Annotated in this window: 15 protein-coding genes; 11 read left to right on the top strand and 4 right to left on the bottom strand. The window is 62.6% G+C overall.

Features of this window, described 5'->3' with window-relative positions; genetic code table 11:
* The first annotated feature begins 74 nt into the window (after nt 1-74).
* From uvrB to NKI50_RS04260, 6 genes are all read left to right on the top strand, one after another.
* Complete coding sequence (gene uvrB, locus NKI50_RS04285; protein WP_352640795.1) at nt 75-3,245, top strand: excinuclease ABC subunit UvrB; 3,171 nt, start codon at nt 75-77, stop codon at nt 3,243-3,245.
* 69 nt (nt 3,246-3,314) lie between these two features.
* Nucleotides 3,315-3,800, top strand: a complete 486-nt coding sequence (locus tag NKI50_RS04280; protein ID WP_023719166.1) for a hypothetical protein — start codon at nt 3,315-3,317, stop codon at nt 3,798-3,800.
* Nucleotides 3,801-4,089: 289 nt separating this feature from the next.
* On the top strand, nt 4,090-5,619 hold the full coding sequence (locus tag NKI50_RS04275) for an ABC-F family ATP-binding cassette domain-containing protein (RefSeq protein WP_352640792.1): 1,530 nt from the start codon (nt 4,090-4,092) through the stop codon (nt 5,617-5,619).
* A gap of 105 nt (nt 5,620-5,724) precedes the next feature.
* Entirely contained in the window at nt 5,725-5,898 is a 174-nt protein-coding gene (locus NKI50_RS04270) for a hypothetical protein (protein ID WP_023719167.1), read from the top strand.
* 128 nt (nt 5,899-6,026) lie between these two features.
* Nucleotides 6,027-6,455 carry a VOC family protein gene (locus NKI50_RS04265; protein ID WP_352483095.1) on the top strand — a complete coding sequence of 143 codons (429 nt, stop codon included), beginning with the start codon at nt 6,027-6,029 and terminating at the stop codon, nt 6,453-6,455.
* A gap of 71 nt (nt 6,456-6,526) precedes the next feature.
* Nucleotides 6,527-6,880, top strand: coding sequence for a DUF1428 domain-containing protein (locus NKI50_RS04260; protein WP_023719169.1), 354 nt, complete (start codon nt 6,527-6,529; stop codon nt 6,878-6,880).
* A 109-nt stretch (nt 6,881-6,989) separates the two neighbouring features.
* Here NKI50_RS04260 and NKI50_RS04255 read toward each other — a convergent pair whose 3' ends face one another.
* The 3 genes from NKI50_RS04255 to NKI50_RS04245 form a co-directional block, all read right to left on the bottom strand.
* Entirely contained in the window at nt 6,990-8,624 is a 1,635-nt protein-coding gene (locus NKI50_RS04255; RefSeq protein ID WP_352640789.1) for a tetratricopeptide repeat-containing sulfotransferase family protein, read from the bottom strand.
* A 172-nt stretch (nt 8,625-8,796) separates the two neighbouring features.
* A complete protein-coding gene (locus NKI50_RS04250) occupies nt 8,797-9,063 on the bottom strand; it encodes a DUF1488 family protein (RefSeq protein WP_023719171.1) in 267 nt (88 codons plus the stop codon).
* A gap of 9 nt (nt 9,064-9,072) precedes the next feature.
* A complete protein-coding gene (locus tag NKI50_RS04245; RefSeq protein WP_023719172.1) occupies nt 9,073-9,255 on the bottom strand; it encodes a hypothetical protein in 183 nt (60 codons plus the stop codon).
* A 334-nt stretch (nt 9,256-9,589) separates the two neighbouring features.
* On the opposite strand from NKI50_RS04245, the gene NKI50_RS04240 reads away from it, so the two are divergent.
* The 4 genes from NKI50_RS04240 to NKI50_RS04225 are packed head-to-tail and all read left to right on the top strand — an operon-like array spanning nt 9,590 to nt 10,534.
* Nucleotides 9,590-9,856: a hypothetical protein gene (locus NKI50_RS04240; RefSeq protein ID WP_023719173.1), complete on the top strand. Its 267-nt coding sequence runs from the start codon at nt 9,590-9,592 to the stop codon at nt 9,854-9,856.
* On the top strand, nt 9,853-10,098 hold the full coding sequence (locus NKI50_RS04235; RefSeq protein ID WP_023719174.1) for a hypothetical protein: 246 nt from the start codon (nt 9,853-9,855) through the stop codon (nt 10,096-10,098). Before NKI50_RS04240 ends, NKI50_RS04235 begins: the two co-directional genes overlap by 4 nt.
* Nucleotides 10,099-10,136: 38 nt before the next feature.
* Nucleotides 10,137-10,274, top strand: coding sequence for a hypothetical protein (locus tag NKI50_RS04230; protein WP_023719175.1), 138 nt, complete (start codon nt 10,137-10,139; stop codon nt 10,272-10,274).
* A gap of 35 nt (nt 10,275-10,309) precedes the next feature.
* Nucleotides 10,310-10,534 carry a hypothetical protein gene (locus tag NKI50_RS04225; protein ID WP_254819206.1) on the top strand — a complete coding sequence of 75 codons (225 nt, stop codon included), beginning with the start codon at nt 10,310-10,312 and terminating at the stop codon, nt 10,532-10,534.
* 10 nt (nt 10,535-10,544) lie between these two features.
* On the opposite strand, the gene NKI50_RS04220 is transcribed toward NKI50_RS04225, so the two are convergent.
* Nucleotides 10,545-10,940 carry a Kazal-type serine protease inhibitor family protein gene (locus NKI50_RS04220; RefSeq protein WP_352483091.1) on the bottom strand — a complete coding sequence of 132 codons (396 nt, stop codon included), beginning with the start codon at nt 10,938-10,940 and terminating at the stop codon, nt 10,545-10,547.
* Nucleotides 10,941-11,446: 506 nt separating this feature from the next.
* Here NKI50_RS04220 and NKI50_RS04215 point away from each other — a divergent pair.
* Nucleotides 11,447-11,659, top strand: a complete 213-nt coding sequence (locus NKI50_RS04215) for a cold-shock protein (protein WP_006202520.1) — start codon at nt 11,447-11,449, stop codon at nt 11,657-11,659.
* The last annotated feature ends 52 nt before the right edge of the window (nt 11,660-11,711 follow it).

The raw sequence follows: 11,711 nt of genomic DNA, 5'->3' as shown, positions 1-11,711 counted from the left end.
GCAGCCAAATTGCGCGCAGCACCCCTCACCACTCCGCTCTTTCCATTTTGGCCGATACCTCCCATATTCGGGCCATGGCCAGACTCTCTGACAAGAAAACGCCGCCGCCGGCGAATGACGATCGCGCTTCGCCGCCCAAGCGGCGCAGCCCGCTGACCGATTTCCTCGATGCCTCGGAGCCACTGCACGGCTTTGCCGAAGCGCCGCAGGCCGAGCTCACCGGCGCGCCGCTAACCGGCTCGATCGCCGACTGGGCCGAGCAGATCGAGCAGGAAGCCGAGAAGGAAGGGCGCGTTTCCGGCAAAGTCGGCGGCAAATTAGCGAAGCCGGCGAAAAAGATCCCCGAGCGCTCGTCTTCCCCCGGCCGTACGGCACGCGGCACCTCGATGGGCGGCGCGGCTTCGGCGCGGGAGCGCACCGCGGCCGGTCTCAATCCTGTCGCCGGCCTCGATGTCTCACTGGAAGAGGCCGAGACCATGGCTTCGGGCGGCGTCACCGCCACCGTCGCGGCGCTGTCGGCGCTGATCGAATCCGGCAATCCGCTGCACAAGGACGGCGTGCTGTGGACGCCGCACCGCCCTGCCCGACCGGAGAAATCCGAAGGCGGCATCGCCATCAAGATGGTCTCGGATTTCGAGCCGGCCGGCGACCAGCCGACGGCGATCAAGGATCTGGTCGAGGGCGTCAACAGCAACGACCGCACCCAGGTTTTGCTCGGCGTCACCGGCTCCGGCAAGACCTTCACCATGGCCAAGGTGATCGAGGAGACGCAGCGCCCTGCTCTGATCCTGGCCCCCAACAAGACGCTTGCCGCGCAGCTCTATTCCGAGTTCAAGAAATTCTTCCCGGAAAACGCCGTCGAGTATTTTGTCAGCTACTACGACTATTACCAGCCTGAGGCCTATGTGCCCCGGACCGACACCTACATCGAGAAGGAATCCTCGATCAACGAGCAGATCGATCGCATGCGCCACTCGGCGACGCGCTCGCTGCTCGAGCGTGACGACGTCATCATCGTCGCCTCGGTCTCCTGCATCTACGGTATCGGCTCGGTCGAGACCTATACGGCGATGACCTTCCAGATGCAGATCGGCGACCGCCTAGACCAGCGCGCGTTGCTCGCCGACCTCGTCGCCCAGCAATACAAGCGCCAGGACATAAACTTCGTCCGCGGCTCGTTCCGGGTGCGCGGCGACACGATCGAGATCTTCCCGGCTCACCTCGAGGACCGTGCCTGGCGCATCTCGTTGTTCGGCGACGAGATCGAGGCGATCACCGAATTCGATCCGCTGACGGGCCAAAAGACCGGCGAGCTGAAGAGCGTCAAGATCTACGCCAATTCGCACTATGTGACGCCGCGCCCGACCTTGAACCAGGCCATCAAGTCGATCAAGGAAGAACTCAAGCATAGGCTGGTCGAACTCGAACGGGCCGGTCGGTTGCTGGAGGCGCAGCGGCTGGAGCAGCGCACCCGCTTCGACCTGGAGATGCTTGAGGCGACCGGCTCCTGCGCCGGCATCGAGAATTACTCGCGCTATCTGACCGGCCGCCAGCCGGGCGATCCGCCGCCGACCTTGTTCGAATACATCCCCGACAATGCGTTGGTCTTTGTCGACGAAAGCCACGTCACCGTACCGCAGATCGGCGGCATGTATCGCGGCGACTTTCGCCGCAAGGCGACGCTGGCCGAGTACGGGTTCCGCCTGCCGTCCTGCATGGACAACCGGCCGCTGCGCTTCGAGGAGTGGGACGCCATGCGCCCGCTGTCCGTCGCGGTTTCGGCAACGCCCGGCGGCTGGGAGATGGAGCAGTCCGGCGGCGTCTTCGCCGAACAGGTCATCCGCCCGACCGGCCTGATCGACCCGCCGGTCGAAGTGCGCCCGGCCAAGAGCCAGGTCGACGACGTTGTCGGCGAAATCCGCGAGACCACCAAGGCCGGCTACCGCACGCTGGTCACCGTGCTGACCAAACGCATGGCCGAGGATTTGACCGAATATCTGCATGAGCAAGGCATTCGCGTGCGCTACATGCACTCCGACATCGACACGCTGGAGCGTATCGAGATCCTGCGCGACCTGCGCCTCGGCGCCTTCGACGTGCTGGTCGGTATCAACCTGTTGCGCGAAGGCCTCGACATTCCCGAATGCGGCTTCGTCGCCATTCTCGATGCCGACAAGGAAGGTTTTCTGCGCTCCGAGACATCGCTGATCCAGACCATCGGCCGCGCCGCCAGAAACGTCGACGGCAAGGTCATCCTCTATGCCGACCAGATCACCGGCTCAATGGAGCGGGCGATGGCCGAGACCAACCGCCGTCGCGAAAAGCAGATGGAGTGGAACGCGGCCAACGGCATCACCCCGGAATCGGTCAAGTCGCGCATTTCGGACATCCTGGACTCGGTTTACGAGAAGGACCATGTCCGCGCCGACATCTCGCAGTTCACCGACAGCGCCGGCGCGATGATGGGCAACAATCTGAAAGCCCATCTCGACGCGATGGACAAGCAGATGCGCGACGCCGCCGCCAACCTCGATTTCGAGAAGGCGGCCCGCATCCGCGACGAGATCAAGCGGCTGCGCGAGATGGAGCTGTCCATCTCCGACGACCCGCTGGCCAAATATGCCGACATGGAAAGCCCGGTTTCGGGCCGCGAAAAGGGCAAGCACAACAAGGGCGTGGCCAAACATCGTACATCAGAGGAGCGGGAGCGTTTCCGCAGGCTCGACGAAGCACATGCCGCTGAAGAAGCGGCCAAGGCTGCCCGGCCCAACCTCTTCCGCAAGCCGGCGCTGGACGAGATGGGCGCCGACGGCGCCGTGCCGGTGAAGAAGCCGCTATTCGCCAAACCCTCGCTCGACGCCATGGGACCGGGCACCGACATGCCGACGCTGGCCGGCGCGGTGTCGCGCTCGCTGTTCAAGAAGCAGTCGGCATCGGAAGCACACGGCTCCGACTTCGGCATCCCGGGCGAGCCAAACAAGCCGCTGTTCAAGAAGAATTCGCTGGACGAAATGACGGTGCGGCGGACGGAAAAACCGGTCGAAGGAAAAGTGCCGGCCAAGCCACAGCCGATCTCCCCCCTTGTGGGGGAGATGCCCGGCAGGGCAGAGGGGGGCGCGAAGGATCGCGACGATTCCGTCAAGCCAGTCGTTCGTCAGCGCGCCGGCATCGGCTCCTACGAAGATCCAGGCGACGCCCAGCGCGAAAAGCGTCGTCCTGGCAAGACTGGCAGACCAGGGAAATAGCAGCGATTCTACCCATGGCGCTCCTCAAGCGACACATGTAACTTCACGCCACCGCTTGGGTGGCTACAGATGATGACGCGTCGTTTCTTTGGACTTCTCGCCGCCGTTGCCGCAGCCTTCCTGCCGTCACGCGCGACGTCTCAAACAACGAGCGCGCCGCGGCGCTTGCAGGACGACATTCCGGTCGCCGCGCAATGGATATCCAGCGCATTGCAAAGTTCGGGCTATCGCGTCGATTTCACGCCACGGAGCATATCGGAGGTAGAACGGTTCTTTCGCGAGCAGACGAAGGATGGAGAACCCATCTCTGGCGGGTTGATTTCACAAGATGTCGGGCCACGCCTGTTTGCGTTGGGATGTTACTGCGGTGAGGTGCTCCGCAAGGAACTCGGTGGGCATTGGCTGACGGATGACAACGATCCCGAAGGGGAAATCAACGCGGCCCTCGAAGTTGCAAGTGGAGTGACCTGCTGGCCCATGCAACGGGTCATGAAGCGGCTGCGCAGCAGCGAGGAGGACTTGGTGGCCTGGGCCGAAGGGATCAGGCGAGGCTGACACCCCGCATTCCACCCCTCCCTTGCCATCCGCCCTGCCTTTGGTGTAATCGCTTCCCCTCACTCAAACTTCTTGAAAGGAGGGCTGCGTGTCTTTCGACCACCATCGTCAGCGTGGCCCGATTTCTGCCCTGCGAGCTTGCTTGCAGGGCTGACCAGGGACGGTCCGGGTTTTCCCGCTTCGATTTTTTGGTCTGCCCTTCGTGGTGCCGCAACGCCGAGCCTGATGGCCAGCACGCGCACCGTCAAAGTGCATTGAGCCGGACTCCGGCAAGACCAGAGAAATCAAAATGGCCCTGATCAGCCTCAAGTCCCTCGGCGTCACCATGAGTGCGCCGCTCTTCTCCAACCTTGATCTCACCATCGGCGCCGGCGACCGGCTCGGCATCGTCGCCGCCAATGGTCGCGGCAAATCGACTTTGTTGAAGTGCCTGACCGGCGACATGGAGCCGACATCAGGCGACATCACCCGCACGCGCGGCCTGCGCGTCGGCTATGTCGAGCAGGTCATTCCCGCAGCGCTGGCCGGGCGCAGCTTTCATGAGGTGGTGGCCGATGCCTTGCCGTCCGAGCACGCCGAAAGCGAGCTGTGGCGCGTCGATGTGGTCCTCGATTCGCTCGACGTGCCCGAGCCAATGCGCGAGCGGCCGATGCGGGCCTTGAGCGGCGGCTGGCAAAGGCTGGCGCTGATCGCCCGCGTCTGGGTCACCGATCCCGACGTCCTGCTTCTCGACGAGCCGACCAACCATCTCGACCTCGGCAAGATCAGCCAGCTCGAGACCTGGCTGAACGCCCTGCCGCGCGAGGTGCCGGTTGTGATTGCCAGCCACGACCGGGCTTTTCTCGATGCGACGACCAACCGCACCATGTTCCTGCGCCCCGAACAGTCACCGGTGTTCTCGCTGCCCTATTCACGGGCGAGGCTTGCGCTGGACGAGGTCGACGCTTCGACCGAGCGAAAATTCCAGCGCGACATGAAAGTGGCGCAGAAGCTGCGCCGGCAGGCGGCCAAGCTCAACAATATCGGCATCAATTCCGGCAGCGACCTTTTGACGGTCAAGACCAAGCAGCTCAACCAGCGGGCAGAGCGCCTGGAAGAAGCGGCAGCGCCGGCACACCGCGAAAAATCGGCGGGCGCGATCAAGCTCGCCAATCGCGGCAGCCATGCCAAGGTGCTGATCACGCTGGATGATCTGGTGGTCGGAACACCTGACGGCACGGTTCTGTTCAGCACCGGCAAGCGCCACATCTGCCAAGGCGACCGCATCGTCCTGCTCGGCCGTAACGGCGTCGGCAAATCACGGCTGATCGGCCTGATCCGGAACGCCATCGTCGAGCCGGAAATGGCGGCGCAAAGCCTGAAGGTGACGCCGTCGACGGTGCTCGGCTATAGCGACCAGGCATTGTCGGGCATCAGCGGCGACGACACGCCGCTGGCGATGCTCTCGCACAGATTCGACGTTGGCGAGCAGCGCGCCCGCTCGCTGCTCGCGGGCGCCGGCGTCAGCATCGACATGCAGGAGCGCAGGATTGGCGTGCTGTCGGGCGGACAGAAGGCGCGGCTGATGATGCTGGCGCTCAGGCTCGCCAATCCCAATTTCTATTTACTCGACGAGCCGACTAACCACCTCGACATCGATGGCCAGGAAGCGCTGGAAGCGGAATTGCTGGAACGTCAGGCGAGCTGTCTGCTCGCCTCGCACGACCGCTCCTTCATCCGCGCGGTTGGCAACCGCTTCTGGCTGATCGAGAAACGGCGGCTGACCGAGGTCGACGACCCGGAAGCTTTCTTCCGGGACGTTGCCGAAACCGGCGGTTGAAAAATTGCGGAAAAAAAATTCCGGCGCTCTGTCGGATGATGATCGCATGCCACGTCCTTGGGTTGCCGACACGGTGATGCCGGCGCCAATCGAGGAGAAAGCATCATGTCTATTCTGTCATCCATAGGTCACGCCGTGACGCGTTACTCGGCGGCTCGCGCCCGTTATCGCAGCGAACGCGCCATCCTTTCATTGCCGATCGAGTTGCGCAAAGATATCGGCTGGCCGGAAATCGTCGTCGACGCGCAAAACAGCCCGCGGATTCGCATCGAAGGTTGAAAGGTGGCAGTTGGCCGTTGCGGCAGGCGCCATTTCGAATCCAAAAAACCATCGGCCGTGTAGGATCGTCGCCATTTCGTTCGTCCTGTGGTTCGCAAAGGCAAACCAGACGCAAAGAGGAGCATGACATGAATGACCAGGCGCAGACCCAGCCCGCCGCCAAAGTGCTTGGCGGATTGACGCCCTACCTTCAGTTGGACGGCGCTTTCAAAGCCGCCGAATTTTACCAAAAGGCCTTCGGTGCCGAGCAGGTCTTTGCCTATCCGCCGGACGAACAGGGCCGTACCATGCATATCCATCTCCACATCAACGGTTCGACGCTGATGCTTTCCGACTTCTATCCCGAGCATGGAATGCCCGCTGTGAAGCCGCAGGGCTACACCATGCAGCTCCATCTCGGCAGCGACGACATCGACGCTTGGTGGAAGCGGGCCATCGAGGCGGGCTGCGAGGAAGTCGTGCCGTTGCAGGTGATGTTCTGGGGCGACCGCTGGGGCAATATGCGTGATCCGTTCGGCGTCGAATGGGCAATGAACGCGCCGGTGAAAGCGGCTTAGGATCCCCACACAGGTATGTACCGGAAATCACCGCTCAAGAGGGCGGAAAACAATCGCATGGAGGAAATCAGATGTCTTATGTCGATGGTTTCGTACTTGCCGTGCCGAAGGCAAAGCTCGATGCCTACAAGAAGCTGGCGGAAACCGCCGGCGCCGTCTGGAAGGAGCACGGGGCGCTTGCCTATGTCGAATGCGTCGGCGACGACGTGCCCTATGGCGAGATCACCTCGTTCCCGCGCGCCGTGCAGGCCAAGGACGACGAGGTCGTCATCTTCTCGTGGGTCGTCTATGAATCGCGGCAGAGCCGCGACGCGGTGATGGCCAAGGTGATGGCCGACCCACGCATCAAGTCGGACTGGTCGACGATGCCGTTCGACGGCAAGCGCATGATCTTCGGCGGCTTTCAGCCGTTTATGGAGCTTTGATGCATGTCGCGCAGCGGTTTTGCGATAACGACATGCATAAAAACAAGGATCTAAAGCGCGTCGCATGAGGCCGATCGAGCGCGACGCGCTTTTAAGGCCCAGCGGCGCTCTAAGCCAGCCTGTCGAGCAGCGGCTTCAGCCGGTCGCCATAGCGCTTCCACAGATCGACCGAGCCCTGATACATCGGCTGCCGCACTTGCGCGGCGGACGCCGTGCGCACCGGCCGGTCGGTCCGGTGAAACGACAGCACGGCGTCATCCCATGGCAGGCCGAGATGGGCGATCAGTGCTCGCGACTGGCCTTCCTGGTCGGCGACGAAATCCTCGTAGCGAACGTCGTGCACGACATCAGGCAGCACGGCGTGCCAGTGCGCCATGATGTCGGTGTAGAGATTGTGGAAATCGGCGAGTTCGCCGAGATCGTAGCCGTAGCGGTGGCTGTCGCCGCGGAAGTGCACCTTGTAGATCGACAGGCAGGTCGCTGCCGCATCGCGCGCGCAATGGATGATCTTGGCCTGCGGCAGCATCATGTGGATGAAACCGACCAACAGGAAATTGCCGGGCATCTTATCGGTGACGTGCCGGAACCCGGGATAGCGGGTGTGCAGCATATCGAGATAGGCCTGGCCGGCCTCGGCATAGGCCTTATCGGACATGTCGGCGATGCCCCAGGGAAAGCCGCCCTTCATGCTGAGCGGAAACTGCTTGCCGACCGCCGTCTTCAATATGCTGAGCTCGCCAGCGCCATAGACTTGCGGGTGGCTGGCGATGATCTGCTCGACCAGCGTGGTACCGGAACGAGGCATGCCGACAATGAAGATCGGCGTGTCGTCGGTAATCCCGCTCGGCCTGTGCTTTTCAAAAAAGGCCTTGTCGAACACCGCCTTCATCGCCTCGAACTCGCCGCGCGTCTTGTCGGCGTCGTAGTCGATGCCCTGGCGGCGGATCGCGTTGCCTTCGGCGAAATAGTCGAAGGCGCGACCATAATCCCTGAGGTCGTCATTGGCCTTGCCGAGGCCGAAGGAAAGCTGCATGCGCGGCAGGCTGCCTTGCGGCGCCCTGGCGTGCTCCGCCTCCATCCGGGCAAGCTCGGCGTCGCGCTCCTTCTGGCGCTTGACCTGGGTGAGCATTAGCCAGGCCCTTGCCATGCCGGGATCCACCGCCAGCGCCTGCCTGAAAAGATCCGCAGCCTCGTCGAGACTGCCCTTTTCCATCAGCCCGACACCCAGGCCATGCAAAAGATCGGCATCCTTCGGCCGGATCGTCAGCGCCTCGCGAAAAACAGCTAATGCCTCATCCAGCCGGCCCGCTTCCTGCAGCGTCTCGGCAAGCCCGACACGGGCGCGGACATGGAACGGGTTGCGGCCGATCGTACCGCGATAAATATCCTCGGCGCCTTCGAATTGGCCGAGCTGCTTCAGCGACGAGCCGAGATTGTCGCGCGCCGCCAGTTGGTCCGGCCTGGTTGCCACCACCTTGCGGAAGAGATCGGCTGCGGCCGCGACCCGGCCGAGGTCGCGCAGCACGGTGCCGAGATTGTTGAGGAAATCCGGATTGTTCGGCTGCAGCCGAACCGACTGTTCGATCAGCGCCAGCCCCTCGGCGCTGCGCCCGGTCTGGTGCAGCAGAAGCCCGAGGAAATGCGCGGCGGCCGAGTGGTTAGCCTTTTGCGCCAGCACCTGACGGTAAAGCGCCTCGGCCTCCTGCCGGCGCCCCGCCTGGTGCAGCTGCAGCGCCTGCTGCACGTACTGGTCAAGCCCCAGGGGCGGCTGCCCGCCTGAGCCGTAACGTGCGCCTGCCGGTTGTCTCGGATTTCTGTTGATGGGAAACCTGCCGTGTTGTCCGCCTGCCGCGATCTAGGCCATCGCTGCGGCGCGTGCAAGAGCAGACGACGGGCACTATGGAGCAAACCCCAAACTAGCGGAAGTCGGCCGGCGTCAGCACATACATGTTCCTGCGGCCATGCGAGTAGGCTTCGCGCGCAATATCGTGGATCGACGAACGCTTGGCGTCGAAGGCGCTGAGAAATTCGGCTTCGGCTCCGCTTGCGGCCGGGTTTGCCGCCGAAAGTGCCGCAACCTCGACGAAGAACGGGACTTCGAACATGCCGTCATGGCCGACGAAACGAATACGCTTGGCCGCCGCGTCGTAGGAACGGCTGGGATTGGGAAAATTGAGTGTCATGGCTGCGCGTCAAATCAGGCGGTTGCTTTCGGCAAGCTGGCGCGCCCGCCGCACCGTGCCATCGGTGTCGGCAAGCCTTCGCCTTGCCGCCTCGTCGCTTCTTATCGTGAGGCGCGGCGACATAACCTTTATCGGCTTTGCGACGGGATTGACTGCAACTGTCGGGACATCCGGTGTTCTTGCGGAATTCATGACTCTCTTCCTTTCATACCTAAATAAATACAAATGCCGGAGGAATTTTTCCGGAAGTTCTTCAAACAATTTTTGAGGTGCACCGGGATCGTATCATCGTTCTGCAAATAACTATAGAAAAGTAATTTTGCGTTGGTAGGGGTAAGAGGCCGGAATCTTCTTGAATAAGCCGCATTTTCGGACTAATGGTATGAAACCGTTTTTGGGTCATGCTTGGGCCCTCGCGGCGTCAGGGTTCTCGGCCCGCCAAACTGATCCAAATCGCCGACACCTGGTACCGCAATGCAGGCTCCGCTTTCGGAGCCAGGCCGGAAAGAAACTTCAAGGCACGAGAATGTCTGCCCGCACCACTCATTCCATCGCGCATTTCGCGGCACCTTTCGTGCTTGGCGGCCTGGATGGCATGCAGCCGGCCGGCGACTATGACATCGACCACGACGAGGAACTGATCGACGGCATGTCGTGGCTTGCCTGGCGCCGCGTCGCCACCTTCATCCATCTGCCGGCAAGGACGGTGAAAAGCCCAACCGGCCGGCTTGTCGCCGTCGACCACGCCGAACTCGAAGCAGCGCTTCGGCACGACCAGGAGAATGCCACATGATCCGCTTCCAGCAGAGTGCGCGGCGCACGGACACGCCCTCGCATATCTTCACCGTCGGCCAGACTGTTCGCATGAAGAGCCGCACCGGCCTTGCCCAAAAGACCGCGGAGCTGTTCCAGATAAAGAGCCGGCTGCCGGTCAAGGACGGCTCGCCGCAATATCGCATTCGCAGCGATCAGGAGACCTATGAGCGGGTCACCACGGAAGACAATCTCGAACCGGTCGACAACCCGGCCAACTGAGCCGAAAGCAATCCGCAACACGTATAAGGGATCAGAAAATGGCCAAGGGTCAACAGCGCAGCAATCGCGAGACACGCAAGCCCAAGAAGGACAAGGTGGCGGCAAAACCAGCCTCGCCCTTCGGCTCGGCGGTCAAGCAGGCGGAGACCGCTGTGAAACCCAAGTCCAAAGGCTAGGGTTCGATCGCACGACAATCTGCCTGGAGGCGTGCTTGAACTTCGTCATCGAGTTCTACCGCTCGCGCGATGCCGACGAAGCGACACTCGATCGAGTGTCGCTGGAGGCACCGAACCTGCGCGCCGCCCTGCAAGGCGCCGCCACGCTGCTTCACACGCTGATGATGCCGCAGATCCCCGATCGCCTGCGCATCTCCAACGAGGACGGCGCCGAGCTCTACGTCGGCCCCGCCGATGGTGCCTATCCGGACGAACAGTGAGGCCGGTGCGCTAGCACGGCCCATCATCGACGACCCGATAATCCGCCGCGCGGGCCTCGCATTCATTGGGGAACGTGCGCAGTTCGCCATGGCGACGGGCACAGACCGGGCGGTATTCGCGGGTACAGAATGTCTGCTCCCCGCCGCCGCCACCGCCACGGCACTCGCCTTCACGGATGATGCGGTATCCGGCCCGTTCGGCAAGGCAGGCATTGGCGAAGGTCTGGCGGTCGCCGCCGCGCCTGGCGCAGACCGGGTCATATTGCCTGGTGCAGAATTGCGGCCCCGGCCGTGGCGGGCGCGGCCCTGGCCCCTCATCGACCACGACGGTGCAGGCCGCAAGAATTGCCGACAGGAACAAGATGGAAAAACCCTGCCGCGAGAAGATTGCCGCAAGAAGCCGCATAAATATTCCCTCCCTCGAAACTCCCGCCCCCGCGTAATCGCGCCTGCATCGGGCCGATCTTCGTCAATCTCGCCATTCTGCTGCGAAATGCAACCCCGTTTGCAGCCTGGCGCATGCAAACCAAGGCGGTATGCCGGCGCAAGTCCAAAACAGCACCGGCCCAGCTTGCTGGACCATGCCTGGGTTGCGTCTGGCCGATGACCGCGCGGAGAACCAGTTCTATCGGTGCGATGCGTCGGGATGCGCCTGTTGGGCCGCCCGCGGCTCTATCTTGCAAGCATCACGTTTCCGTGCGATAAATTTTGTGTTCGGGCATTTGCGACCCGGAGAGCGGAACGTTTTGGACGACCTTTCCCCGATACTGTGAATCTCTGACAGCCCCGTTTTCGGCGGGGGGTTTTACCATGCGCCAATGCATGACTGCCGAAGCAACCACCGGGACTTGCCCACGGCGCCAGGCGGCGGGCGGAACCACCAAGACTGACACGGGTGAAGGAGTTTCCCCAATGGCCCAGACCGGCACCGTTAAATTCTTCAACGCTACCAAAGGCTTCGGCTTCATTACGCCCGATGGCGGCGCCAAGGATGTATTCGTCCACATCTCGGCGATAGAGGCTTCCGGGCTGCGCACGCTCGTCGACGGTCAGAAGGTCACCTTCGATGTCGAGCCCGACCGTATGGGTAAGGGTCCGAAAGCGGTCAATCTCCGCGCCGCCTGAACGGCGGCGTGCCGCGCGTCCTTTCGGGTGTGTGAGGATGCTGCAAGGCTTT

This window comes from Mesorhizobium sp. M0563 (assembly GCF_040321065.1).
In the GTDB taxonomy this organism is placed as follows: domain Bacteria; phylum Pseudomonadota; class Alphaproteobacteria; order Rhizobiales; family Rhizobiaceae; genus Mesorhizobium.
The sequence above is the reverse complement of the archived record's forward strand: the minus strand, read 5'-3'. Positions and strand labels throughout refer to the sequence as shown.

Bases quoted from the DNA above. Each gene is read 5' to 3' on its own strand.
- uvrB (WP_352640795.1), top strand. From the start codon at position 75: ATGGCCAGACTCTCTGACAAGAAAACGCCGCCGCCGGCGAATGACGAT.
- NKI50_RS04280 (WP_023719166.1), top strand. From the start codon at position 3,315: ATGATGACGCGTCGTTTCTTTGGACTTCTCGCCGCCGTTGCCGCAGCC.
- NKI50_RS04275 (WP_352640792.1), top strand. From the start codon at position 4,090: ATGGCCCTGATCAGCCTCAAGTCCCTCGGCGTCACCATGAGTGCGCCG.
- NKI50_RS04270 (WP_023719167.1), top strand. From the start codon at position 5,725: ATGTCTATTCTGTCATCCATAGGTCACGCCGTGACGCGTTACTCGGCG.
- NKI50_RS04265 (WP_352483095.1), top strand. From the start codon at position 6,027: ATGAATGACCAGGCGCAGACCCAGCCCGCCGCCAAAGTGCTTGGCGGA.
- NKI50_RS04260 (WP_023719169.1), top strand. From the start codon at position 6,527: ATGTCTTATGTCGATGGTTTCGTACTTGCCGTGCCGAAGGCAAAGCTC.
- NKI50_RS04250 (WP_023719171.1), bottom strand. From the start codon at position 9,063: ATGACACTCAATTTTCCCAATCCCAGCCGTTCCTACGACGCGGCGGCC.
- NKI50_RS04245 (WP_023719172.1), bottom strand. From the start codon at position 9,255: ATGAATTCCGCAAGAACACCGGATGTCCCGACAGTTGCAGTCAATCCC.
- NKI50_RS04240 (WP_023719173.1), top strand. From the start codon at position 9,590: ATGTCTGCCCGCACCACTCATTCCATCGCGCATTTCGCGGCACCTTTC.
- NKI50_RS04235 (WP_023719174.1), top strand. From the start codon at position 9,853: ATGATCCGCTTCCAGCAGAGTGCGCGGCGCACGGACACGCCCTCGCAT.
- NKI50_RS04230 (WP_023719175.1), top strand. From the start codon at position 10,137: ATGGCCAAGGGTCAACAGCGCAGCAATCGCGAGACACGCAAGCCCAAG.
- NKI50_RS04220 (WP_352483091.1), bottom strand. From the start codon at position 10,940: ATGCGGCTTCTTGCGGCAATCTTCTCGCGGCAGGGTTTTTCCATCTTG.
- NKI50_RS04215 (WP_006202520.1), top strand. From the start codon at position 11,447: ATGGCCCAGACCGGCACCGTTAAATTCTTCAACGCTACCAAAGGCTTC.